We start from the raw sequence: 23,114 nt of genomic DNA on the forward strand, positions 1-23,114 counted from the left end.
TCCATGGCCACAGCCCTCCACCGCTGCGGCGTGCTGGGCGTGGGCATGCACACGGACGCCCGGCCCGAGGTGCTGCAGGCGCTGTGGCAGCAGGCCCGGGACCAGCTGCAGCGGGACGGTGGCGCACCGCAGCCCCTGTGCGCCGTGGCCGTGCTGGACACCAAGGCCGGCCATCCGGCCCTGGCCGGCTGGCTGGCCGAAACCGCGCCGTCCGCCATCCTGGTGCGCGTGCCTGCGGAACAACTGCCGGGCCAGCCCGTGGTGACGCAGTCGCCGCGCATGCTGGCGCGCTACGGCACGGGCAGCGTGTCCGAAGCCGCCGCGCTGGCCGCCGCCGGCCCCGGTGCCGCGCTGGGCGTGACCCGCCTGGTGGCGCAAGACGGCAGCGCCACCCTGGCCCTGGCACTGCGCCGGGCCGGGCCATTGAACTGTTGCCTGGCCCACGGCGGCCCGGCAGACCACCAAGGAGCAACGGCATGACCGTGCATTTCATCGGCGCCGGCCCCGGCGCCGCCGACCTGATCACCGTGCGCGGGCGCGACCTCATGGCCGCCTGCCCGGTCTGCCTGTACGCGGGCTCGCTGATCCCGCGCGAGCTGCTGGCGCATTGCCCGCCGGGCGCGCGCATCGTCAACACCGCCTCCATGAGCCTGGACGACATCGTGGCCGAGATCCAGGCCGCCGAGGCGCGCGGCGAGGACGTGGCCCGCCTGCACTCTGGCGACCTGTCCGTGTGGTCGGCCATGGGCGAGCAGCTGCGCCGCCTGCGCGAGGCCGGCATCGCCTGCACCGTCACGCCCGGCGTGCCCTCGTTCGCGGCGGCTGCCGCCACGCTGGGCGCGGAGCTGACCCTGCCCGGCCTGTGCCAGTCCGTGGTGCTGACGCGCACCTCGGGCCGCGCCACCGCCATGCCCGAGGGCGAGAACCTGGCCGCCTTCGCGGCCACGGGCGCGGTGCTGGCCATCCACCTGTCCATCCATGTGGCCGCCAAGGTGCAGGCCGAGCTGCTGCCGCACTACGGCGCCGACTGCCCCGTGGCCATCGTCTGGCGCGCCAGCTGGCCCGACGAGACCGTGGTGCGCACCACGGTGGGCGCGCTGGCCGAGGCCGTGGCCACCCACATGGAGCGCACGGCCCTGATCCTGGTGGGCCGCAGCCTGCAGGCCGAGGACTTCGGCGAAAGCCGCCTCTACGCCGCCGACTACGACCGCCGCTACCGCCCGCTGGGCACGGAGCCGCGTTTTCCGGCCACCCATGTGCGCGAAGGCGCCGCGCTGGACACGGCGCGGGACACTCCACTCGCCGAGGACGGCGCATGAGCGCGTCCCTGCCGCCCGTGGCCTTGAGCCTGATCGGCATCGGCACGGGCAACCCCGACCACCTCACGCGCGAGGCCCAGGCCGCCATGCAGGCCGCCGACCTGATCCTGCTGCCCCACAAGGGCGAGGACAAGGCCGAGCTGGCCGCCCTGCGCCGCGACCTCTGCGATGCCGTGATCACCGCCCCCGGCCCGCGCATCAAGGGCTTCGACATGCCCGTGCGCCGCAGCACGGGCGACGACTACCTGGCCCAGGTCGATGAATGGCATGCCGCCATCACGCAGCGCTGGCAGGCGGCCATCGCCGAGGCGGTGGCGCAGGGCCTGTCCCCCAGTGAAGAAGGTCAGCCGCTGCGCGTGGCCCTGCTGGTCTGGGGCGACCCCGCGCTGTACGACAGCACGCTGCGCATTGCGGCGCGCATGCAGCCGGCGCCGCAAAGCGTCAGCGTGGTGGCCGGCATCAGCTCCATGCAGGTGCTGTGCGCCGCGCATGCGATCGCGCTCAACGGCATAGGCCGGCCCTTCGTGGTCACCACGGGCCGCCAGCTGCGCGAGCAGGGCTGGCCCCCGGGCGTGGACACCGCCGTGGTCATGCTGGACGGGCAGTGCAGCTTCACCGAACTGGCCCCTGAAGACCTGCACATCTGGTGGGGCGCCTACCTGGGCATGGACCGCCAGAGGCTGGACAGCGGTCCGCTGGCCGAGGCCGGTCCGCGCATCGTGCAGGCCCGCGCCGCCGCGCGCCGGCAGCATGGGTGGATCATGGATATCTACCTGCTGCGGCGCGGCCAAGGCGCATGCCTATCAACGCAGCGGTGAAGTAGGCATTGGCGCTGGCGACAGCCCCTGCGGCCGGGCTTGTGCACAATCAAGGGCTTTCGCCCAGCCTCTTTCCGCGATGCAGCAAGAACCCGACTTCCTCCACAACCTGAACCAGGAATTCCGGGATGGCAGGCGCTGGCTGGACCGCACCATCGTGCTGGCCTATGCGGTCGCTGCCGGCCTGTGCGTGGTGGCCTTCACGCTGATGGCCGATGCGGGCTTTGAGCTTTTCGAGAGCATCTACCACTGGCAGGGCGGCTGGGCCGTGCTGCTGTGGATGCCTGCCGTCACGGCGGGCGCCGTATGGCTCACGCGCCGCTGGGCGCCGGGCGCGGCGGGCTCTGGCATACCGCAGGTGATCGCCACGCTGGACCCGGCGCTGGACCCCGCCCAGCGCGGGCGTTTCGTGTCGCTGTGGCTGTCGTTCTCCAAGATGGTGCTGGCCAGCGCGGGCTTCGCGGCGGGGCTGTCGATCGGGCGCGAGGGGCCGTCGGTGCAGGTGGCGGCCGGCGTCATGCACCATGCGCGGCGCTGGTTCGGACCGCATTCGGGCATCAGCAGCCATGCGTTGCTGGTGGCTGGCGGTGCGGCCGGCATCGCGGCGGCCTTCAATGCGCCGCTGGCGGGCGTGGTCTTCGCCATCGAGGAGTTGTCGCGCAAGCTGGAGTCGCGCTCCAGCGGCCTGATCATCGCGGCCATCGTGCTGGCCGGCCTGATGGGGGTGTCGGCCTTCGGCAATCTCAGCTATTTCGGGCGCATCCAGGTGCCCGGCCTGACCTGGGACGCGCTGCTGCCCGGACTGTGCGTGACCCTGGCCTGCGGCGTGCTGGGCGGGCTGTTCGCCAAGCTGCTGGCGGCCTCGCTGACCCGCGCGCCCGAGCGGCTGAACCAGCTGCGCGCGCGCTTTCCCATCCGCTTCGCGGCAGCCATCGCGCTGGTGATCGCGGTCATCGGCATGGTGACGGGCGGCGCGACCTTCGGCGCCGGCTCGGAGGCCGTCAAGCACATGCTGGCGGGGCAGGCCGACGTGCCCTCCTTCTATGTCACGCTCAAGTTCGTCGCCACCTGGCTGTCGGCCTGGGTGGGCGTGCCCGGTGGCATCTTCGCGCCATCGCTGTCCATCGGCGCGGGCGTGGGCCACAACGTGGCCAGCCTGATGGGCCACGACATCGCGCCCGCTCTCATCGCCATGGGCATGGCGGCCTTCCTGGCCGCCGTGACCCAGGCGCCGTTGACGGCCTTCATCATCGTCATGGAGATGGTGGATGGCCACTCCATGGTGCTCAGCCTCATGGCGGCGGCCATGCTGGCCAGCCTGGTCTCGCGCATGCTGGCCCGGCCGCTGTACGAGACCCTGGCCCAGCACATGCTGAGCCTGGTGCCCGCGCCGGCAGCGCAGCCGCGGCCCGAACCTGAAACCGCGCCCGCCCCTGCCAGGGACCAGGACAGGCCGGCGAACTGACCCTGGCGCGCTTGGCTGACAGCCGATGGCGAACCGCGATGGCCTGGCTGCGATGCAGGCCGCGCCATGCTCCCATCCGTAGGTCTGAAACAGAACCCAGGAAAGGAGCACGCCATGTGGGAGGAAGTGACGGAGACCCTGGTCGAGGAATTTTCCAGCCTGCCCGATGCCGCCGAGGTCACGCGCGTCATGGTGCGCCTGCTGCTGGCGGCCCTGCTGGGCGGCATGGTCGGCTACGAGCGCGAGCACAAGGGCAAGGCCGCGGGGCTGCGCACCCACATGCTGGTAGCCATGGGCGCGGCGCTGTTCGTGCTGGTGCCCGAGCGTGACGGCATGCACATCGCCGACATGAGCCGCGTGATACAGGGCGTGGTGGCCGGCGTGGGTTTCCTGGGCGCAGGGGCCATCATCAAGCGCGATTCCGAAGAACAGGTACAGGGCCTGACCACCGCAGCGGGCATATGGATGACGGCAGCCATCGGCGTGGCCTGCGGGCTGGGGCGCGAGGCCGTGGCCCTGCTCGCGACGCTGCTGGCCCTGGCCATCCTCATGCTGTTGCCGCGCGTGGCCAGTGTCCCGGTGGTACGCAAGGAAAACGGCCGGAGCGAGGAGCAGGGCCGGTGAGGCGCAGCGGGCATCGCAGGCGCTGTCCGTGCGGCATGCAGGCTGCCAGCGGCGGGACGTGGCCGCGACGGGCCTGCATCCTCACCCGATGTCAGGTGCCCGCACCGATCAGAAATCCATGCTCGCGCTCAGCGAGAACGTGCGCGGCCCGCCCAGCGTCATGTAGCCCGATCCCGGATAACCGCCGACGGAGGCCCAGTAGTTGCGGTCCGTCACGTTGTCCACGCGCAGGCGCAGCGTCAGCAGCCGTCCCTGGACTTCGGTCAGGTAGCGCACGCCCAGGTCCAGGCGGTTCCAGCCGGCCACGCGCAGGCTGTTGACGTCGTTGGCATAGGTGGCGCCGGTGTGCACCAGGCGGCCATCGACCGTCAGGCCGTTGAGGCCGGGCACATCCCATTCCGCGCCCACGGTGGCCTGGAAACGCGGCACGCCGATGACGCGCTTGCCGGTGGTGCTGGCATTGCCCGTGCTTTCCTGCCTGGCGTCCAGCCAGGTGGCGCCGCCCAGCAGGCGCAGGCCGCGCGCGGCTTCGCCGAAGACGTTGAACTCCAGGCCCTGGTGGCGGTCCTTGCCGGCCGAGGTGAAGCGGTTGCCGTCGATCAGCGAGCGCGGCTTGTCGGTGGAGAAGAAGGCCAGGCCACCGCCGAGCTTGCCGCCGTCGTACTTGACGCCCACTTCCTTTTGCCTGGTCACGTAGGGCGACATCTGCTCGCCCGCGTTGACGATGACGGTGTTGCCCGAACGGGCCGGCGCTGTTTCGCCCTGGGCCAGGCCCTCGATGTAGTTGCCGTACAGCGACACCTGGGGCGTGAGCTTGAACACCGCGCCCAGCACGGGGCTGGTGCGGCTCTGGTCATAGGCCGTGCGCACGCCGCCCGGGCTGGTGACCACGCCGCCGCTGACCACGCGGTAGGAGACCGAATCCGTCTCTATGGCCTGGCGGCGCACGCCGGCCGTGACCAGCATGCGGCCATCCATCAGCGACAGCGTGTCGCCCAGCGCGAAGCTGTGCAGGCGGGTGCCCCGGTTGTAGGCGGGGTTGGACAGGTCGTTGCCCAGGTAGTTGAGCGGCGTGATGGCGTAGTAGCCGGGGTTGTAGAGATTGGTGTTGAGCGCATTGCCCAGGCTCATGCCGTAGGCGTTGTAGACCTTGAGGTCGAAGGCCGAGTAGCTGGCCACGATCTCATGGCCCACGCTGCCGGTCTGCAGCCGTGCGCGCAGGCCCAGTTCGCCCGTGCTCACGCGGTCCTTGCGCGCATTGTCGAAGCGGCTGGCGGTGGCTGCGCCGTTGCCGGTGGCCGCCAGCGTGATATTGGCCAGCGAGTTGTTCTCCGTGCTGCGGCGCAGGCCGTAGGCGGCCCAGGCCGTGACGTTGCCGTTGATGTCCCACTCGCCGCGCAGCGTGCCGAACAGGTCGCGTTCGTCGGAATAGCTCCAGGGCTGGGCCCAGTTGGAGGAGGCATCGGGCGCCGAGGGGATGGCGGCCAGCCCTGCGGCCGGCGTGACGTTGGTGCGCGTGCGCTTGAGGCGGTTGTCCTGCCAGCCGATGTCGCCCGACAGGCGCACGTTGCGGCTGCGCCAGTCCAGGCCCAGGGACACCAGGTCCAGCCTGGAGCTTTCTCGGTCGATGGCCGTGTCGCCGCCACGGTGCGCGGCGTTCAGGCGGATGCCCGTGCTGTCGCCGGGGCCGAAGCGCCGGCCCACGTCGGCCGCCACGAAGGCCTGGCCGCCGCTGGCGATGCCGGCCGTCACGCGCGACAGCGGGTCGCTGCCCGCGCGCTTGGGCAGCAGGTTGATGTTGCCGCCCAGGCCGCCGCCGTTGGGGCTGGCGCCCATGAGGAAGGTCGAGGCGCCGCGCAGCAGCTCCACGCGCTCGAACAGTTCGGTGGCGATGTACTGGCGCGGCAGCAGGCTGTACAGGCCGTTGTAGGCCACGTCGTCCGAGCCCAGCACGAAGCCGCGCACGAAGTAGGCCTCCTGGAAGTTGCCGAAGCCGCGTGCCATGCGCACGGACGGGTCGTTCTGCAGCACGTCGCCCACGCTCTTGGCCTGGCGGTCCTGGATCAGCGCGCTGGTGTAGCTGGTGATGGAGAACGGCGTCTCCAGGTGGTCGCGCGTTCCCAGGATGCCGGCCCGCCCGCCACGCGCCACCTGGCCGCCCGCATAGGGCCTGGACAAGCCCTCGGCCGACGCGTCGGCGCTGGCCTCCACGGAGACGGTGCCCAGTTCGGGCATGACGGCCGTGGAGGCGGACGGGGCGGTCTGTGCCCAGGTGCCAGCGGACAACACAAGGGCCATTGCCCCGGCGATCGGGGTCAGCGTGTGGAGGGGGGAGTGCATGGAGAAATCGATATGAGAATGATTCCCATCCATTTTATCGATGCCGATTCCACCGGTCAGGCGTACGGGAAAATGTGTCTGTTCGTGCCCACGCTCGGTGCAGCCTGCTTTCAGGCCTGTGCCAGCCACTCCATCGAACGCTGCCGTGCATCACCGTCCTCCTGCACGAAGGCGATGCGCATCCCCAATGCCTTGCCCATGCCCTGCATGGCCAGGCGCAGGGCGGCGGGCACGACGCGGTCTCCCGTGATGACGACCATGCCCCGGCACAGCTGGCGCATGCGTTCGCGGTTGCGCTTGAAGAACAGGGCGCGTTGCTTGCGCTCCTCGTGGCTTTCCTCGGGGTGGTCGCCGGGCAGTTGATCGGTCAGCAGCACGAAGGGCCGGCCCTGGTCGAGCAGGGATTCCAGCTGGCCTTCGGCGGATGCCTCCGTGCCGGCGCGAGCTTGCTGAGCATCGTGCCCGCGCAGGTAGACCAGGGGAAATCGGGTGGTGTCCAGTTGCATGGCATGTCTCCTGAAAAGGGGGGCCGTCAGTACAGGTCTTGCCGGACCGCGTGGGCGTAGTGGGTGCTGAGTTCCTGCTGCTGCTGCGCGTCCAGGGCCGGTGCCGTGGAGTCGGCCAACTGCATGAGCGCGGCCATCATCTGTCCCACGGAGGGGAGGGCGGCACGGTCCAGCTGGCTGGACGGGCTCCAGAGGCCGGCGCGGTGAATGGCCTTGCCGCAGTGCAGCAGCACCTCGTCGATCAGGACCACGGTGGCGGTCCTGGGCGCGCCGCGGCCTTCGCGCAGTTCTTCCAGCAGTGGCGGGTCGGTGGAGATGCGGCCGCGCCCGTTGATGCGCAGGAAGAGGTCCAGCCCCGGGAACAGGAAGAGCATGGCGAGCCGGTCATCGGCCTGCAGGTTGCGCAGGGATTCGATGCGGTTGTTGCCGGGCCAGTCGGCGAAGGCCACGGTGCGATCGTCCAGCACATGGACGAAGCCCGCGGGCCCGCCGCGCGGCGAGGCGTCCAGGCCATGCTTGCCGGCCGTGGCCAGGCAAAAGAAGCTGGCCTGGCGCAGATAGGCTTCGTGGAAGTCGGACAGCCGGTCGCGCACGGCCTTCTGGATTCTTTCGGCAGGTGCGGCATAGAGCGCGGCCAGGTCGACGGGCGGGCCCGGCGGGTTCGCAAGGGCAGGGTGTGGAGTGTGCATGGCAGGAGCGTAAGAACAAAATCCTGGCGGCTGTAAACTGGATCAGCCAATAGATAGCTCAAAGACGCCATGCCCGATGCCATTCTTGAACTGGTCAGCCATGTGAACCGTGCCGATGGCCCCGTGTTGATCGCGGCCGAGGGCAACCAGGACGAGGAACTGGCCTCCGAGCCGCACCGCCATGCGCGCGGACAGTTGTTCGGCTCGCTGCGCGGGCTGCTGTCGGTGGGGGTGGAGGACGCGGTCTGGGTGGTGCCCGCCATCCATGCCGTGTGGCTGCCACCGAATCAGCTGCATTCGGGTCGCTCCCATGGGCCCTTTCATGGCTGGAGCGTCTATGTGGCGGAATCGGCCTGCGCCGACCTGCCGCAGCGGCCTTGCGCCATCCGCACATCAGGCCTGCTGCGCGAGGCCGTGCTGCGCGCGGCGGGCTGGGGTTGGCAGCAGGGCGTTCCCACGCGGCCCGTGCCGCAGGATCCCTCGGCGGACCAGGCCCGCGCCCATGTGATGGCGGTGATCCTCGACGAGATCCGCACCTTGCCCGTGGAGCCGCTGGGCCTGCCCCTGCCCGCGGACCCGCGCCTGCAGCGCATCGCCCGCGCCCTGATCGCCGACCCGGCCGACGCGCGCGACCTGGAGGCCTGGGCACGCTGGGCGGCCGTCAGCTCGCGCACGCTGAGCCGGCGCTTCGTCGCGGAGACGGGCTTCAGCTTCACCGCCTGGCGCCAGCGCGCACGGCTGATGCGCTCCCTGGAGATGCTGGCCGCCGGCGTGCCGGTGACGAATATCGCGCTGGACCTGGGGTATTCCACGGCCAGCGCCTTCATCGGGCTGTTCCGGCGCACGTTCGGGGAGACGCCTGCGGCGTACCGGGGGAGGTTGGGGGCGAGTGTCTGAAGTGCCCATAAAAGGGTGAGGGGACGGATTCTGGACATGGCTTTGGCCTGACAGTAGGATTAAATCCCGCTGCATTCAAGGAGCCGCGCATGAGAACCACCCAGCAAATGAGCATCACCCTGCCCAACGACATGGCAGATGCAGTACGGGCGAAGGTGCGTGCTGGCGAGTACGCCAGCGAGAGCGAAGTGATCCGTGATGGCTTGCGGGCGCTGATGGCGCGGGATCGTGCGGTGGAAAGCTGGCTGCAAGATTAGGTCGGCCCCGCCTATGACGCGTTGAAGGCCGATCCCTCGAGCGCCGTCACTGCCGATCAACTGCGGGCGCGCCTTGCCGCTGAACATGCCAAGGCGAGATGAACTATCGCGTTGTCTTCAGTTCGCAGGCCCAGGAGCAGCTTGTCGATCTTTACCGCTACATCGCCGAGGCCGCCTCGCACGATGTGGCAGTTCAATACACCGATGCCATCGTGAGCTACTGCGAGAGCCTGCGCACGTTTCCACTTCGCGGCACGCCGCGCGACGACGTGAGGCCGGGCTTGCGTATCACCAACTACTGAAAGCGAACTGTCATCGCCTTCGCCGTCGTTGCAGACCTGGTTTGCATCATCGGCATCTTCTATGGCGGGCGTGATCACGAAGCACTGCTGCGGGAGGGTGGCGGCAGCGCCTGATCAGGCCGCGCTGTCCAGATGCCACAGCCGCCTACAACCGCTGCAACTGCGCATTCAGATAGGCATCGCGCGAGGGCAGCAGGTGGCCGGTGCACAGGCGCACCAGGGCCTCGCGGTCCTGGGTGCGCAGCGCCTCGATCATCTGCCAGTGCTCGCGGCGGGCGCGTTCGCGGTATTCGATGGAGACCAGCGAGGCGAAGCGGATGGGATGGGTCTGGCGCGCGTATTCGGTGATGGCCTTGTGCAGCGTCTCGTTGCCGGCCAGGGCGAACAGCTCCTGGTGGAAGGCCAGGTTGATGCGAAAGACCTGGCGCGCATTGCCCTCGGCCACGGCGGCATCGTGCTGGCGCTGTATGGCCTCCAGGCGCTCCAGCCTCTCGGGCGCCACGGGCAGCGGTATCTTGCGGGCGGCCTCGGCTTCGAGCATGGCGCGCAGCTCGTACAGCTCCTCGACCTCCTGGGTGGAGAACGAGCGCACCAGGGCGCCCACGTTCTTGCGGCGCTCGATCAGGCCCATGCGGTCCAGTGCGGCCAGCGCCTCGCGGGCCACATGGCGCTTGACGTCGAAGCGCGCCATGAGATCGTCCTCGACCAGGCGCTCGCGCGGGTGCAGGCGGCCGAAGACCACGTCCTCCTCCAGCGCGGCCACCATGGCGCCCAGGGCGTCCGTCGCCGGGACGGTGGGTTCGGCCTCCAGGGCAATCGGCAATGCGGCGGCAGCGACCATCGATACAAGGGTTTGGGACAAAACCGGCATTTTGTCCCAACTGCCGGCCTGCGCCGCGCTGCCCCGCATGGCTTATCCGCGCGGGGCGGGAATGGTGCCGCGTGCGCTGGCACCGCGCAGGAAGTCGAAGTCCACGCCCTGGTCCGCCTGGGTCACGGTGTCCAGGAACAGCTTGCGGTAGCCGCGCTCGGCCGTGGGCTCGACGACCGGGTGTTCGCGGGCGCGCCGGGCCAGTTCCTCGGCGCTCACCTTCAGGATCAGTTCGCGCCGGGACACGGACAGCGCGATGCGGTCGCCATTGCGCACATGGGCCAGCGGGCCGCCCACGGCGGATTCAGGCGTCACATGCAGCACGATGGTGCCGAAGGCCGTGCCGCTCATGCGTCCGTCGGAGAGGCGCACGATGTCCTTGACGCCCGCGCGCGCCAGCTTGCGCGGAATGGGGATGTAGCCGGCCTCGGGCATGCCGGGCGCGCCCTTGGGGCCGATGTTCTTGAGCACCAGGATGTCGTCGGCCGTGACGTCCAGGTCGTCGCGGTCGATGCGCTCGGCGAGGTCGGCCGCGTTCTCGAAGACCACGGCGCGGCCTTCGTGCTCCATGAGCCGAGGGTGGGCGGCCGACTGCTTGATGATGGCGCCGCCCGGTGCCAGGTTGCCTTGCAGCACGGCGATGCCGCCCTGCGGATAGATGGGGCGGGAGCGCGGGCGCACCACGTCCTGCGCGAAGCCGGGGCCCGCGCGTTCGATTTCCTCGCCCAGCGTGCGGCCCGTGATGGTCAGGGCCTGGAGGTTCAGCAGCGGCTTGAGTTCGCGCAGCAGCGTGGCCATGCCGCCCGCATGGTGGAAGTCCTCCATGTAGTGCTCGCCCGAGGGCTTGAGGTCCAGCAGCACCGGCGTCTCGCGCCCCATGCGGTCCAGGGCCTGCAAATCGATGTCATAGCCCAGGCGCCCCGCGATGGCCGCCAGATGCACCAGGCCGTTGGTGGAGCCGCCGATGGCCAGCAGCACGCGCAGGGCGTTCTCGAAGGCGGCGGGCGTGAGGATCCGGTCGATGGTCAGGCGCTCGCGGGCGATGCGCACGGCCTCGGCGCCGGTCTGCTCGGCGATGCGGATGCGGTCGGCCGTGACGGCCGGGGGCGAGGCACCGCCAGGCACCGTCATGCCCAGGGCCTCGGCGATGCAGGCCATGGTGCTGGCGGTTCCCATGACCGAGCAGGTCCCCACGCTGGCCACCAGCTGGTTGTTCACGTCGGCGATCTCCTGGGCGTCGATCTCCTCGGCGCGGAACTTTCCCCAGTAGCGGCGGCAGTCGGTGCAGGCGCCCACGCGCTCGCCGCGGTGCGAGCCCGTGAGCATGGACCCCGTGATCAGCTGGATGGCCGGGATGCCCGCCGAGGCCGCTCCCATGAGCTGGGCCGGCACGGTCTTGTCGCAGCCGCCGATGAGCACCACGGCATCCATGGGCTGGGCACGGATCATTTCCTCGGTGTCCATGGACATGAGGTTGCGCAGATACATGCTGGTCGGCGCCGAGAAGCTCTCGTGCACCGAGATGGTCGGGAAGTCCATGGGCAGGCCGCCCGCCATCAGGATGCCGCGCTTGACCGCCTCGACGAGCTGGGGCGCATTGCCATGGCAGGGGTTGTAGCTGCTGCCGGTGTTGGCGATGCCGATGACGGGCCGCTCCAGCGCCGAGTCCGTGTAGCCCGCGCCCTTGATGAAGGCCTTGCGCAGGAACAGCGAGAAGCCGCGGTCGCCGTAGTGGGTCAGCCCCTTGGAGATGCCGTTGGCTGCGTCGGCGGGGGCGATGTCGTGGCCCGGTGGGGGTGTCTGGGAGTCGTCGGTCATGGTGGGGTGGCGCAGTGCTGCAGGTCGGTGGAAAGGCGGGTGCCGCCGTGTCGCACCGAGCATAGCCGTGTGATCCAAGATTATTGCTGTCGTTATCACCTATATTATTAATAATCTAATTGACTAACCATGCGGCCGTGTCCGGCGTGCGTGCCGGGCATGCATTCCCGGCACCGAAACCGGACAAGGAGACATCCATGAACGCCGCACGCTGTTTTCATCCGTCCAACCGGCGCGCCTTGCTGGCCGCTGCGCTGCTGGCCCTGGTCGCGGGGGCCGTCCCGCCCGCCCTGGCCGATGCGGCCTATCCCGCCCGGGCCATCAGGCTGGTCATTCCCTACACGCCCGGAGGCGCCACCGACGTGATCGGGCGCGTGGTGGGGCAAAGGCTCTCGGTGGCGCTGGGCCAGCCCGTCGTGGTGGAAAACCGAGCGGGCGCGGCCGGCAACCTCGGGGCCGCCGCCGTGGCCAGGGAAAAGCCCGACGGCTACACCCTGCTGCTGGGCGCACTGACCAGCCACTCGATCAACAGCGTGCTCATGGCGTCGACGGCGGGCTTCACCATGGACAAGAGCTTCGCTCCGATAGGGATCGTGGGCCGGGTCCCTCTGGTGATCACGGTGGGGCCCTCGGTGAAGTCGGCCAGCCTGGCCGAGTTCATCGCCCTGGCCAAGGGCACGCCGGGCGGGCTCAACTACGGCTCCTCGGGCAACGGCTCGCCCCAGCATCTGGCGGCCGAGCTGTTCAAGCGCCAGGCGGGCGTGCCGATCACCCATGTGCCCTACAAGGGCAGCACGCCCGCGCTCAACGACCTCATGGGCAGCCAGGTCGATGTGGTCTTCGACACCCTGCCGGCCACACAGGGCTTCATCAAGGGCGGCCGGCTGCGCGGCCTGGCCGTGACCACGGCGCAGCGCCTGCCTGCCATCGCCGAGATTCCCACGGCGGCCGAGGCGGGGCTGGCGGGCTTCGAGGTGAGCTCCATGTTCGGCCTGCTGGCGCCGGCAGGCACGCCGCAGCCCGTCGTGGCCCGGCTCAGCGGCGCGCTCCAGGAAGTCATGGCCCAGCAGGAGGTGAAGGAGGCGCTGGTCGCCCAGGGCGCCATGCCTCTGGTCACCACGCCCGATGAGGCGCGCGAGCAGATCGCCCAGGAGGTGGCGCGCTGGTCGGCCGTGATCCGGGAGTCGGACATCCGGCCGGACTGAGCGCCGGCACCAGGCGCTGATGCCGGGACGGGCACAAGCATATGCCCAAAGATTCGTTCCCCTGCGCGCGCATCGTGGCGATACTGGCCGGCCGACCCCCTGTCCTCGTCCGACCCCGACCATCGCCGCCGTGCTGCCAGATCCCGTTCCCGACAATGCGGCCCAAGCGCAGATCGATCGCGTGATCGACGGCCTGCTCAACGGCCTGCAATGGCGCGCCAGCGTGTTCCACGTGGGCCAGTACTGCGGGCGCTGGCGGGCCTCCACGGCCGGGCGTGCGCGGGCGAGCTTTCACCTGATCCTGGATGGACGCTGCTGGCTGCACCTGCCGGGCCAGCCCTCGGTGCGGCTGCGGCCGCGCGACGGCGTCTTCCTGTCGCGCGATGTGCCGCATTTCATCTCTCCCTATGCCGATCCCGGCATGGCCTGCGCGCCGCAGGCCATGCGCCCCATGGGGGGCGCGGCCGGCGTAGGCGCGGCCGGCCTCGGCGAGACCGCGCTGGCCTGCGGCTTCTTCACCTTCGAAGGCCCCATGCGCGGCCTGCTGGTCGATGCCTTCCCCGACCACCTGGTGCTGCGCGGCGACGACCACGCCATCAGCGGCGCCTCCGCCTTGTTCGACCTGATGCGTGCCGAGGCGCTGCGCACGGGCACCGAGCCCTCGGCCGTGATGGACCGGCTCGTGGGCCTGCTGTTCTTCTACGGCCTGCGCCAGCTCGCGCATGGCGATGCGCGTGCTCGCGGCATCTGGAGCCTGCTGCGCAGGCCGGGCTTCGCACCGCTGGTGGCCGACCTGCTGCGCGATCCGGGCCGCAACTGGTCGGTGGCCGACATGGCGGCGCGCGTGTGCCTGTCGCGCGCCACGTTCTTCCGCCAGTTCGCGGAGGGCTGCGGCCAGCCGCCCCAGCAGTTCCTGCTGCTGCTGCGCATGCAGCTGGCGGCACGGCGGCTGGCCCAGGGCGAGGCCATTGCACAGGTGGCCGAGGCCGTGGGCTACGAGTCCTACGCGGCCTTCTCGCGGGCCTTCAAGCGCGTGATGGGCGAGCAGCCCGGTGCCTGGCAGCGCGCCCAGGCCCGCTGCTGCTGAAGGTGGCCATGCCCCTGCATGCCTGGCCTGCGGGTTGACACGTTCGGGCATAAATCCGCGACGCGGTGCCATTGATGGCGAAGGTGGCGCGGCCGATCATCAAGGCATTACTTCATCCCTCCAGAACACCATGGCACGCCTGACCCTGCACACCCCCGAGACCGCCCCCGAGGCCAGCCGCCCCTTCGTGGAGCGTGCCCTGGCCGGCAACGGCTTCCTGCCCAACCTGATCGCCGTCCTGGCCAACTCGCCGCAGGCGCTGGAGACCTATGTCACCGTGGGCCAGATCAATGCGCGCGCCCAGCTGACGCTGGCCGAGCGAGAGGTGGTGCAGATCACGGCCGCGCGCATCCATGGCTGCGACTTCTGCGTGGCCGGCCACACCAAGCTGGCCAGCAGGCAGGCCGGCCTGTCGCAGGCCGAGGTGATCGCGCTGCAGGACGGCCAGGACACGGGCCAGCCGCGCCTGGATGCCGTGCGCCGCTTCGCCGAGGCCGTGATCGCCACGCGCGGCGCTGTCTCCGACCAGGCCCTGGACGATTTCCGGGCCTGGGAGTTCAGCGAGCAGCAGGCACTGGAGGTGGTGCTGGGCATCAGCCTGGCCACGTTGTGCAACTTCGCCAACAGCCTGGCGCAAAGCCCGGTCAATCCGCAGCTGCAGCCCTATCTGCCCGCGCAGTTCCGACAACAGCCGCAGGAGAGCAGCCATGCTGGCTGAGCCGCTGCGCCAATGGCTGGATGCGCATGCCGAGTCGCTGGATGCGGACGGCGCCCATGCGCACGAGGTGCTGTCTCGCCTGGCCGGCCAGGGCCTGTTCGGCGTGGGCGTGTCCGCCGCCGAAGGCGGGCAGGGCGGCACGCCGGGCGATGCCCTGGAGGCCATCGCGGCCGTGGCCGGGCATTCGCTGGCGGCGGCCTTTGTCTTCTGGGCCCAGCGCGCCTTCATCGAATACCTGCTGCAGTCGCCCAACGCCGCGCTGCGCCGGCGCTGGCTGCCCGACCTGCTGCAAGGGCGGCGGGCCGGCGCCACGGGCCTGTCCAACGCGATGAAATACCTGGGCGGCATCGAGGCACTGCAAGTGCAGGCCCGGCCCGGCGAGGGCGACGCCCTGCGCCTGAGCGGGCGCGTGCCCTGGGCCACCAACCTGCTGCCCGGCGGCTTCGTGGTGGCCGTGGCCATCGCGCGCACCGATGGCGGCCAGCCCCTCGTGGCCGCGCTGCCCTGCGAGGCGGCGGGCATGGCGCGCAGCGCGGACCTGGACCTGATCGCGCTGCGCGGCAGCCACACGGCGGCGCTGTCCATCGATGGACTGGAGATGGGGCCGGCCGACCTCATCCATGCCGACGCCAACCAGTTCCTGCCGCGCGTGCGGCCTGCCTTCATGGGTCTGCAGCTGGGCCTGTGCATAGGCCTGGCGAGGGCCTCGCTGGCGGCGGCCTCGGCGCGCGCGGGGGCGGGGCGCGATGTGCTGGCCGGCCCGCTGCAGCAGCAGCGCCATGCGCTGGAACTGGCCACGGCCACGCTGCATGCAGGCCTGGCCGACGGGCGTTTTCTTGACCGGCCTCAAGCCCTGTTCCGGCTGCGCCTGCAATTGAACGACATCGTGCAGCAGTCCCTGCAGCTGGAGCTGCATGCCAGCGGCGGACGCGCTTATCATCGCGACCAGCCGCTGGGATTCGCGCGCCGCTGGCGCGAGGCGGCCTTCATCCCCATCGTGACGCCCAGCGTCACCCAGCTTCAGGGCGCGCTGGCTGGCGCTGCCCTGGCAACCACCAGTTCATGACCCAGACGGAAGCTCTTCCCCCCGACGCTCCCGCGCCCGTGCTGCAGGCACGCGGCGCGGCCTTTGGCTATGCGCCCGGCAAGGCCGTGTTCGAGGACGTGTCGCTGCACATCGCGCCCCGCGAGATCGTCTGCCTGCTGGGCGGCAGCGGCTGCGGCAAGTCTTCGCTGCTGCGCGTGCTCGGCGGCATCGAGACGCTGGATGGCGGCGCCTGGCGCCGTGGCGAACTCCAGTTCCTTGGCGAGCCACTGACCGCGCCCCATCCGCGCGCGGCCTTTGTCTTCCAGCAACCCAGCCTGCTGCCCTGGCTGGACGCACGGCGCAACGCGGGCTTCGGCCTGGACTTCGTGCGCCAGCCGAAGCTGGGCAAGGAGGCACTGGCCCAGCGCGTGGAGCAGGCGCTGCAGGCCGTGGGCCTGGGCGGCAGCGGCGCGCTGTATCCGTCCCAGCTGTCGGGCGGCATGGCCCAGCGCGTGGCCCTGGCGCGTGCCCTGGCGCGCGAGCCTCAGCTGCTGCTGGCCGACGAGCCATTCTCCGCGCTGGATGCCATCACGCGCGCCGAGATGCAGGAGCTGATGGTGGACGTGGTGCACCGCTGGCACACGGCCGCGCTGCTGGTCACGCACGATATCGACGAGGCCATCCTCGTGGGCGACCGTATCGCGCTGATGGGCGGGCGGCCCGGCCGCATCGTGCGCGAATGGCGCGTGGACATACAGCGTCCGCGCGAGAACCAGGCCGCCGCCGTCACTGCGCTGCGCATGGACATCCTCTCGGCGCTGCACGACGTGCGCCATGCGGCCCATGCATGAGACGCTCCGACCCCTCGCTTCCTTCCCGATTTCAACACCGCTCTTCTGAAAGGTCTTTCGCATGAGCTTGCAGGACTCCTCCCGATACATCCATGTCTGCGCCTCCCCGGACTGCGGCTGCGGCCTGACGCGGCGCGACATGCTGCGCCTGGGTGCGCTGTCCACGGCCTCGGTGGCCGCGCCGCTGCTGGCGGCCGGCGACGCGCGCGCCCAGGCCTTCAAGGGCGATGACCAGCCCGTGAAGATCGGCTACCTGCCCATCACCGACGCCACGCCGCTGCTGGTGGCCCACGGCAACGGCCTGTTCGAGGCCGAAGGCCTCAAGGCCGAGGCGCCGCGCCTGTTCCGCTCCTGGGCGCAGATCGTCGAGGCCTTCGTCTCGGGCCAGGTCAACGTCATCCACCTGCTCACGCCTTCCACGCTGTGGGTGCGCTACGGTGCGAAGTTCCCGGCCAAGATCGTGGCCTGGAACCACGTCAACGGTTCGGGCCTGACCGTCTCGCCCGACATCCGCAAGGTGCAGGACCTGGGCGGCAAGACCGTGGCCATCCCGTTCTGGTACTCCATCCACAACATCCTGCTGCAGGACGTGCTGCGCAAGGCCGGGCTCACTCCCGTGACCCGTGCGCGCGGCGGTGCCGTCGCGGCCAGCGAGGTCAACCTCGTGGTGCTGGCGCCGGCCGAGATGGTCTCGGCCCTGGCCGGCAAGTCGATCGCGGGCTTCATCGTGGCCGAGCCCTTCAACGCCGCCGCCGAGATCGCGGGCGTGGGCAAGATGCTGCGTTTCTCGGGCGATGTCTGGAAGGACCACGCCTGCTGCGTCACCTTCCTGGCCGAGCGCGATATCGCCGACAAGCCCGAATGGGCGCAGCGCGTGACCAATGCCGTGGTCAAGGCCCAGCTGTGGACGCGCGACAACCGCCTGGCCGCCGCGCGCCTGCTGTCGAGCACGGGCGAGCGCCGCTACACGCCCCATCCGCAGCAGACGCTGTCCAAGGTGCTGGCCGCCACCGACTACGCCAGCTACGAGGCCAGCGGCGTGGTCGTCAACAAGGGCTGGCACCAGCGGCGCATCGACTTCCAGCCCTATCCCTATCCCTCGTACACCGAGCAGCTGGTGCGCGCCATCAAGGCCACCAAGGTCGAGGGCGACACGCGCTTCCTCGACAAGCTGGAGCCCAAGTTCGCGGCCACCGACCTGGTGGACGACCGCTTCGTGCGCAAGGCCATCCAGGCCGTGGGCGGCCCGCAGGTCTTCGGCATTCCGGCCGATTTCTCGCGCCGCGAAACCATCGTGGTGTGAGCCAGGTGTTGCGACGTATTGGATTGCCGCTGCTGGGCGCGGCCCTGGTCCTGGCCCTGTGGTGGGTGGGCGGCGCGCTGCTGGCGCGCAGCACGCCCGTGGCTGCGGCCTTCGCGCCCTGGCCTTCGCTGCAGGCGCTGGGCCAGCTGCTGACGGGCGCCGACATCTGGATGCACACCCTGCTGAGCCTGCGGCGCGTGGCCGTGGGCCTGCTGCTGGCCTTCGTGGTCGGCGTGCCGTTGGGCGTGCTGGTGGGCCTGTCGCGCGGGTTCTCGCAGGCGTTCTCGCCCGTGTTCCAGTTCCTGCGCATGATCTCGCCGCTGTCGTGGATGCCCATTGCCGTGATGGTGCTGGGCGTGGGCGACGCGCCCGTGTACTTCCTGCTGGCCTTCGCCGCCGTCTGGCCCATCCTGCTGAGCACGGCGGCCGGCGTGGCCCAGCTGGACCGCAACTGGCTGCTGCTGGCGCGCAGCCTGTCGGCCACGCGCACCGAGACCGTTCTGCGCGTGGTGCTGCCCGGCATCACGGCCCAGATCCTCACGGGCGTGCGCCTGGCCATCGGCATCATCTGGATCGTGCTGGTGCCCGCAGAAATGCTGGGCGTATCGGCCGGCCTGGGCTACTTCATCCTCGACACGCGCGACCGCCTGGCGTATTCGGAGCTGATGGCTGCCGTGGTGCTGATCGGCGCCCTGGGCTATGCGCTGGACCATGCGGCGCGCTGGCTGCACCAGCGCTGGATGCATTCGGCCTGAGGCCTGCGGGCAGGCGGTGGCATCAGGTGCCGCATCAGGTGCCGTGCACGCGGCGCAGCCGCAGTCCTGCCCATCCCGTCAGCACGGCGCACAGCAGCACTCCCCAGGGGCCCAGCGCGGGCACGGGTGTGGCTGTGGCCGGGGCCGGGGCTGCGGGCTCCACGGTCTGGGTCCATGCGCCGCTGTCCGCGGCGAGATAGTTCGCATCGCCGCCGTACCGGGCCACGATGGCATGCGGGCCGGCCACCGTCAGTTGGGTGGTGGCGATGATGGCCCTGGCATTGGACAAACCCGCCGTGCCCAGCGACAGGCCGCCAGCCAGGATTTCGACCGTTCCCGTGGGGACGGCGGCGGTGCCCAGGGAGACATCGGGTGCGACCACCACGGAGAAGGACAGCGACTGCCCGGAGCGCGAGGGATTGGCGCTGGAAGTCAGCGTGACACGGGAGGGGCCCTGTCCCACCGCCGCCATCTGCACCGCCTGCGTAGCCGCGTCATGGTCCGCATCGCCGAGCTGGCTGGCGTTGATCGTGCATGTCCCTGCGGCCTGGAAGCGGATGGTGCTGCCGGAGGCGCTGCAGATCGCCGCGGTCAATGCATCCACGGCGAACATGACGGGGTTTCCCGAGGCGCCTCCGACGGCGGCCACGTCATAGGTATCCCCCACCCGTGCGCCGGCCGGTGGCGCCGTGGTGAAGGTGATGGCCTGCGGTGCTTTGGCGATGGCACCTGCCGCCGCCGGGCAACTTGAATCGCTGGCCGGCCAGTAGCGGTTGCCCGTCCCCGTGAACGTTTCGCCGCCACAGTTGTTGCCGGGCGCGTTGTTCGTGATCTGGTTGCCGTGGAGTGTGCGGGGGCGGGTGAGCGTGAACGAGACGCCGGCACCCGAGCCCGGAGACGCCAGCGCGTTGCCGGTGACGGTGCTGTCGGTCATGGTGGTCGGCACCCCGCTGCGCAGGCCCCCGCCCAGCGTGCGGGCCGTGTTGCCGGACAGGCGGCTGCGCTCCACCGTCAGCGAGCCGCTGCCCGTGCTGTAGATGGCACCGCCCTGTCCCCCTGCCTGGTTGCCGCTGAACACGCTGTCCACGATGGTCACCGTGCTGTCGCGGCTGTACAGTCCCCCGCCGTTGATGCCGGCCGTGCTGTCCTGCACCACGCTGCGCTCCAGGCGCAGGGTGACGCCGTTGTCCAGGTAGATGGCGCCGCCGTCTTCACCGGCGGCGGTCTGCCCGCCGCGCAGCGTCAGGCCGCGCAGCGTGAGCTGGACACCGCTGCCCTGGGCCGACACCAGGCGGGAGGCATTGCCCCCATCGAGCGCCACCCGCTGGTCCCCGTCGATCGTGATGTCCGAGGTGGTGAAGTTGAGGTCGATGGAATGGCCTGCCAATGCAATGGCGGTGAGGCTGCCTGCCGGAAAGACGGCCGGGTCGAACACGATGGTGTCCGCGCCATTGCCCGATATGCATGCGCCGTTGCCCCAACTGCCGTCATCCATCTGGGCACTGGTCAATGCCTCATTCAGGCTGCAGTCCGCTGCACCGGGCGTGTTGTCCGTGGTATTGACCACGATGGTCGCGGCCTGGCCATTGAGTGCCAGCAGGCTGCACAGCGCGCCAGGCACTGCCAGAAGCAGGAGGCGTCGAAGGGGTCTGTGAAGAAAAGCGTGCACGGTTCCTCCCGTTGCGCTGCGTGTCCCGGGCAGACCCGCGCGCTGTTGTTGCGGACCGCGTGACCTTAGCTTTCTGCGAAGATCGTGAAAATGTGCCGACGGCACATCGCAGGCCTGAAAATGCGGCCTCAGCCGGCCCACCTATCGCCAGCACCTCGAGCACGCCATTGGATTTCGCGACATGACCCTGTCAACGCAGCAACTGGGGCAACTCAATCAGGCCATCCTCGCGGTGCACGGCGCGCCCGATCTGCACGCGCTGGCCACGCATTTGCTGCACGCGCTGCGCCTGGTGGTGCCGGGTGACATTCGGGTGGTGGATTTCTCCGGCATTGCGGAAGTCCGTGGCTACACGGCCTACGATCCGGTGCGGGCCATTTCCTCCGAAGTCAACGCTGCGGTGCACCGGCATCTGGCCGACAACCCCTTGTATCGGCAGCGCCAGACGCAGGCCGCCAGCATTTCCGACCTGCTGACTCGCGGGCAATGGCAGAGGACGGCGCTCTATGCCCAGGCCTACTCCCAGGTGGGCCAGCAGGACGGACTCGCGCTGGACGTGGAACTGGGCCACGGCGCGATGCTGACCCTCAATGTCACACGTGCCTCGCGCGGCTACACCGCGGCGGAGCGCATGGCGCTGACCTTGCTGGGGCCGCATGCGCAGGCGCAGTGGCGGCGCCTGAGCCAGCAGCAGCGAATCAGCCAGGCGGCATGGCAGGCGCTCTCACCGGGCTCGCCGGCTGCCGACGTGCTGAGCCCGCGCGAACGTGAAGTGCTGCAATGGGTCGCCAACGGCAACACCAACGCAGAAATCGCCGCCATGCTGGAGTTGCGTGCAGGCACGGTGAAGCGGCACCTGGAAAACATCTACCGCAAGCTGGGAGCCGCCAATCGGCAGGATGCCTTGTCGAGGATGCGCAGTCCGGATTTCTAGCGCGTGTCGCGCGCTTGTGCGAACCCGCGCGGGCGCCGTGCGCGGGGCCAGCTCTTCGAGAAGCAGGGAAACCGGCCCTACGGCAAGACGCTCCGGCAGGCAATGCCAAACCGCTGGGCCAGCGCGTGCAGGCGTTTGTCTCGCGACCACAGGCTGGCGCCTGAAGACATGAGTGCCGAGGCCAGGAGCGTGATGTCCACCAGACCGCAGCCCAGACCAAAGAGTTGCTCGCGCTCTATCAAGGCCAGCACTTCGCGCATGCTGGCCTGTCGGGCAGGCTTGAGCCGCTGAAGGTCCGCGAGCGTGCGTGCGCGTGCCGGTGGCGTGCCGCAAGCCAGTTCACCCAGCACCAGGGGATGCATGAGCGCCATGTCTTGCTGCAGCAACTGCGCCAGGTGAGGATTGCCCTGCCTGAAGTGATCGATCCAGACCGAGGTATCGACCAGAACGGGATTCATGGCTCGATGCCCTGTGGGCGACGGGGAATCTCCCGCATGTCCGGTGCGGAGCCTCCCAGCGCGGCCAGACGCTTGGCCGCCTGCACTCTCACGAACGTCTTGATGGCTTCGCGAAACAGGTCGGCCTTGTCCATTTCTGGCTCCGCCAGCTCCAGCGCTTCCTCGTACAAGGCGTCGTCGATGGTGACCGTGGTTCTCATGGTGGACCTCATTGCATCAATGTTGAAGCAAGTTTGCATCCAATGGCGCATCCCTGCAAGTGAGCCGCGCGGGATGGCACCGGCTTTGCCTGAATGGTGTTTTTAGTCTATTGGTTGTACCATGCAACCAAATTGCGAAGGAACATCGCCATGGACATGCAGCAGCGTCAGTTGGAACTGGCCGGCCCCCTGCCGGCCCTTGCACCATCGGGGCGGCTCCGGGGGCGTGTCTGCCTGGTGGTGGGTGCCACCAGCGGCATAGGCCGGGCCACCGCCCTGCGCATGGCCGAGGAGGGCGCCGCCGCCGTGGTGGTCACGGGGCGCCGCCGTGAGCTGGGCCTGGAGCTGGAGCAGGAAATCCGGCAACGGGGAGCAGACGGCCTTTTCCTGGCCTGCGATGCAACGCGGCAGGAGGACATGGCGGCGGTGGTGGAGCAGGCCGTGGCGCGCTTCGGGCGGCTGGACGCGGCCTTCAACAATGCGGGCTTCCAGGAGCGGCGCGCCGCGCTGGCCGAGCAGGATGACGCGGTCTTCTCCCAGGTCTTCGATACGAATGTGCGTGCGGTCTTCCACGCCATGCGCCATGAACTGGCGGCCATGCTGGCCACGGGCGGCGGCACCATCGTGAACAACACCAGCGTCAGCGGCATACGCAATCCCAACCCGGGCCTGTCGCTGTACGGCGCCTCCAAGGCTGCGGCCCTGTCGCTGACCCGCGCCGCCGCCATGGAGTACGCGCCGCGCGGCATCCGCATCAATGCCGTTGCCCCTGGCCGCGTGGTCACGGACATGATGCTGGGCTCGGGCATTGCCGACATGCATGCCGTGGCGGCGGGCCTGCCGCTGCGGCGCATGGGCCATCCGCAGGAAGTGGCCGCGGCGGTCGTCTGGCTGATGTCGGACGAGGCGGCCTATGTGGTGGGGCACTGCCTGGCTGCGGACGGCGGTTTCCTGGCCGGATGAGGCAGGCCGAAGCCCGCGCAGCGAACCCCCGACGGGGA

23 protein-coding genes and 2 pseudogenes are annotated in these 23,114 nt (G+C 69.9%); 17 read left to right on the forward strand and 8 right to left on the reverse strand.

What is annotated here, in order from left to right; translation table 11 throughout:
- Nucleotides 1-3 precede the first annotated feature (3 nt).
- From L1Z78_RS03885 to L1Z78_RS03905, 5 genes are all read left to right on the forward strand, one after another.
- Nucleotides 4-480: a cobalamin biosynthesis protein gene (locus tag L1Z78_RS03885; protein WP_234640246.1), complete on the forward strand. Its 477-nt coding sequence runs from the start codon at nucleotides 4-6 to the stop codon at nucleotides 478-480.
- The gene (cobM, locus tag L1Z78_RS03890) at nucleotides 477-1,319 is read left to right on the forward strand and encodes a precorrin-4 C(11)-methyltransferase (protein WP_234640247.1); all 843 of its coding nucleotides are present in this window, start codon (nucleotides 477-479) and stop codon (nucleotides 1,317-1,319) included. Before L1Z78_RS03885 ends, cobM begins: the two co-directional genes overlap by 4 nt.
- Complete coding sequence (gene cobF, locus L1Z78_RS03895; RefSeq protein ID WP_234640248.1) at nucleotides 1,316-2,137, forward strand: precorrin-6A synthase (deacetylating); 822 nt, start codon at nucleotides 1,316-1,318, stop codon at nucleotides 2,135-2,137. Before cobM ends, cobF begins: the two co-directional genes overlap by 4 nt.
- A 79-nt stretch (nucleotides 2,138-2,216) precedes the next feature.
- Nucleotides 2,217-3,602 (forward strand): chloride channel protein, encoded by a 1,386-nt coding sequence (locus L1Z78_RS03900; RefSeq protein ID WP_234640249.1) that lies wholly within the window; start codon nucleotides 2,217-2,219, stop codon nucleotides 3,600-3,602.
- A gap of 114 nt (nucleotides 3,603-3,716) precedes the next feature.
- Nucleotides 3,717-4,226 carry an MgtC/SapB family protein gene (locus L1Z78_RS03905; RefSeq protein WP_234640250.1) on the forward strand — a complete coding sequence of 170 codons (510 nt, stop codon included), beginning with the start codon at nucleotides 3,717-3,719 and terminating at the stop codon, nucleotides 4,224-4,226.
- Nucleotides 4,227-4,334: 108 nt separating this feature from the next.
- Here the strand turns inward: L1Z78_RS03905 and L1Z78_RS03910 are convergent, their stop codons facing one another.
- The 3 genes from L1Z78_RS03910 to L1Z78_RS03920 all read right to left on the reverse strand — a co-directional run bounded on the left by L1Z78_RS03910 (nucleotide 4,335) and on the right by L1Z78_RS03920 (nucleotide 7,761).
- Nucleotides 4,335-6,566: a TonB-dependent receptor gene (locus L1Z78_RS03910; RefSeq protein WP_234640251.1), complete on the reverse strand. Its 2,232-nt coding sequence runs from the start codon at nucleotides 6,564-6,566 to the stop codon at nucleotides 4,335-4,337.
- Between the two features lie 110 nt (nucleotides 6,567-6,676).
- Nucleotides 6,677-7,072, reverse strand: a complete 396-nt coding sequence (locus L1Z78_RS03915; RefSeq protein ID WP_234640252.1) for a hypothetical protein — start codon at nucleotides 7,070-7,072, stop codon at nucleotides 6,677-6,679.
- Between the two features lie 26 nt (nucleotides 7,073-7,098).
- Nucleotides 7,099-7,761, reverse strand: a complete 663-nt coding sequence (locus tag L1Z78_RS03920) for an MSMEG_1061 family FMN-dependent PPOX-type flavoprotein (protein ID WP_234640253.1) — start codon at nucleotides 7,759-7,761, stop codon at nucleotides 7,099-7,101.
- Between the two features lie 69 nt (nucleotides 7,762-7,830).
- Between L1Z78_RS03920 and L1Z78_RS03925 the strand changes: the two genes are divergently transcribed.
- From L1Z78_RS03925 to L1Z78_RS03935, 3 genes and pseudogenes are all read left to right on the forward strand, one after another.
- The gene (locus L1Z78_RS03925) at nucleotides 7,831-8,658 is read left to right on the forward strand and encodes an AraC family transcriptional regulator (RefSeq protein WP_234640254.1); all 828 of its coding nucleotides are present in this window, start codon (nucleotides 7,831-7,833) and stop codon (nucleotides 8,656-8,658) included.
- 89 nt (nucleotides 8,659-8,747) lie between these two features.
- Nucleotides 8,748-9,017 (forward strand): annotated as a pseudogene (locus tag L1Z78_RS03930) (ribbon-helix-helix domain-containing protein).
- Nucleotides 9,014-9,331: pseudogene (locus L1Z78_RS03935) on the forward strand (type II toxin-antitoxin system RelE/ParE family toxin). The pseudogenes L1Z78_RS03930 and L1Z78_RS03935 overlap by 4 nt, the downstream one beginning before the upstream one ends.
- A 31-nt stretch (nucleotides 9,332-9,362) precedes the next feature.
- Here the strand turns inward: L1Z78_RS03935 and L1Z78_RS03940 are convergent.
- On the reverse strand, nucleotides 9,363-10,058 hold the full coding sequence (locus tag L1Z78_RS03940) for a GntR family transcriptional regulator (RefSeq protein ID WP_234642086.1): 696 nt from the start codon (nucleotides 10,056-10,058) through the stop codon (nucleotides 9,363-9,365).
- Between the two features lie 72 nt (nucleotides 10,059-10,130).
- Nucleotides 10,131-11,906 carry an IlvD/Edd family dehydratase gene (locus L1Z78_RS03945; RefSeq protein WP_234640255.1) on the reverse strand — a complete coding sequence of 592 codons (1,776 nt, stop codon included), beginning with the start codon at nucleotides 11,904-11,906 and terminating at the stop codon, nucleotides 10,131-10,133.
- A gap of 197 nt (nucleotides 11,907-12,103) precedes the next feature.
- On the opposite strand from L1Z78_RS03945, the gene L1Z78_RS03950 reads away from it, so the two are divergent.
- The 7 genes from L1Z78_RS03950 to L1Z78_RS03980 all read left to right on the forward strand — a co-directional run bounded on the left by L1Z78_RS03950 (nucleotide 12,104) and on the right by L1Z78_RS03980 (nucleotide 18,852).
- Complete coding sequence (locus tag L1Z78_RS03950) at nucleotides 12,104-13,111, forward strand: Bug family tripartite tricarboxylate transporter substrate binding protein (RefSeq protein ID WP_234640256.1); 1,008 nt, start codon at nucleotides 12,104-12,106, stop codon at nucleotides 13,109-13,111.
- 130 nt (nucleotides 13,112-13,241) lie between these two features.
- On the forward strand, nucleotides 13,242-14,198 hold the full coding sequence (locus L1Z78_RS03955; protein WP_234640257.1) for an AraC family transcriptional regulator: 957 nt from the start codon (nucleotides 13,242-13,244) through the stop codon (nucleotides 14,196-14,198).
- Nucleotides 14,199-14,328: 130 nt separating this feature from the next.
- Nucleotides 14,329-14,916 carry a carboxymuconolactone decarboxylase family protein gene (locus L1Z78_RS03960; protein WP_234640258.1) on the forward strand — a complete coding sequence of 196 codons (588 nt, stop codon included), beginning with the start codon at nucleotides 14,329-14,331 and terminating at the stop codon, nucleotides 14,914-14,916.
- A complete protein-coding gene (locus tag L1Z78_RS03965) occupies nucleotides 14,906-15,982 on the forward strand; it encodes an acyl-CoA dehydrogenase family protein (protein WP_234640259.1) in 1,077 nt (358 codons plus the stop codon). Before L1Z78_RS03960 ends, L1Z78_RS03965 begins: the two co-directional genes overlap by 11 nt.
- Nucleotides 15,979-16,794 (forward strand): ABC transporter ATP-binding protein, encoded by an 816-nt coding sequence (locus tag L1Z78_RS03970; RefSeq protein WP_234640260.1) that lies wholly within the window; start codon nucleotides 15,979-15,981, stop codon nucleotides 16,792-16,794. The genes L1Z78_RS03965 and L1Z78_RS03970 overlap by 4 nt, the downstream gene beginning before the upstream one ends.
- Before the next feature lie 61 nt (nucleotides 16,795-16,855).
- On the forward strand, nucleotides 16,856-18,097 hold the full coding sequence (locus L1Z78_RS03975) for an ABC transporter substrate-binding protein (RefSeq protein ID WP_234640261.1): 1,242 nt from the start codon (nucleotides 16,856-16,858) through the stop codon (nucleotides 18,095-18,097).
- Nucleotides 18,094-18,852: an ABC transporter permease gene (locus tag L1Z78_RS03980; protein ID WP_234640262.1), complete on the forward strand. Its 759-nt coding sequence runs from the start codon at nucleotides 18,094-18,096 to the stop codon at nucleotides 18,850-18,852. The genes L1Z78_RS03975 and L1Z78_RS03980 overlap by 4 nt, the downstream gene beginning before the upstream one ends.
- Before the next feature lie 34 nt (nucleotides 18,853-18,886).
- Here L1Z78_RS03980 and L1Z78_RS03985 read toward each other — a convergent pair whose 3' ends face one another.
- Nucleotides 18,887-20,473, reverse strand: a complete 1,587-nt coding sequence (locus tag L1Z78_RS03985) for an Ig-like domain repeat protein (RefSeq protein WP_234640263.1) — start codon at nucleotides 20,471-20,473, stop codon at nucleotides 18,887-18,889.
- Nucleotides 20,474-20,702: 229 nt separating this feature from the next.
- On the opposite strand from L1Z78_RS03985, the gene L1Z78_RS03990 reads away from it, so the two are divergent.
- Nucleotides 20,703-21,455: a helix-turn-helix transcriptional regulator gene (locus tag L1Z78_RS03990; RefSeq protein ID WP_234640264.1), complete on the forward strand. Its 753-nt coding sequence runs from the start codon at nucleotides 20,703-20,705 to the stop codon at nucleotides 21,453-21,455.
- 77 nt (nucleotides 21,456-21,532) lie between these two features.
- On the opposite strand, the gene L1Z78_RS03995 is transcribed toward L1Z78_RS03990, so the two are convergent.
- Both L1Z78_RS03995 and L1Z78_RS04000 read right to left on the reverse strand, forming a co-directional pair.
- Nucleotides 21,533-21,913: a type II toxin-antitoxin system VapC family toxin gene (locus L1Z78_RS03995; protein WP_234640265.1), complete on the reverse strand. Its 381-nt coding sequence runs from the start codon at nucleotides 21,911-21,913 to the stop codon at nucleotides 21,533-21,535.
- A complete protein-coding gene (locus L1Z78_RS04000; RefSeq protein WP_016448366.1) occupies nucleotides 21,910-22,113 on the reverse strand; it encodes a type II toxin-antitoxin system VapB family antitoxin in 204 nt (67 codons plus the stop codon). Before L1Z78_RS04000 ends, L1Z78_RS03995 begins: the two co-directional genes overlap by 4 nt.
- 150 nt (nucleotides 22,114-22,263) lie before the next feature.
- Here L1Z78_RS04000 and L1Z78_RS04005 point away from each other — a divergent pair, with 150 nt between their 5' ends.
- Entirely contained in the window at nucleotides 22,264-23,076 is an 813-nt protein-coding gene (locus L1Z78_RS04005) for an SDR family NAD(P)-dependent oxidoreductase (protein ID WP_234640266.1), read from the forward strand.
- The last annotated feature ends 38 nt before the right edge of the window (nucleotides 23,077-23,114 follow it).

Source organism: Delftia tsuruhatensis, from assembly GCF_903815225.1.
In the GTDB taxonomy this organism is placed as follows: Bacteria; Pseudomonadota; Gammaproteobacteria; order Burkholderiales; family Burkholderiaceae_C; genus Comamonas; species Comamonas tsuruhatensis_A.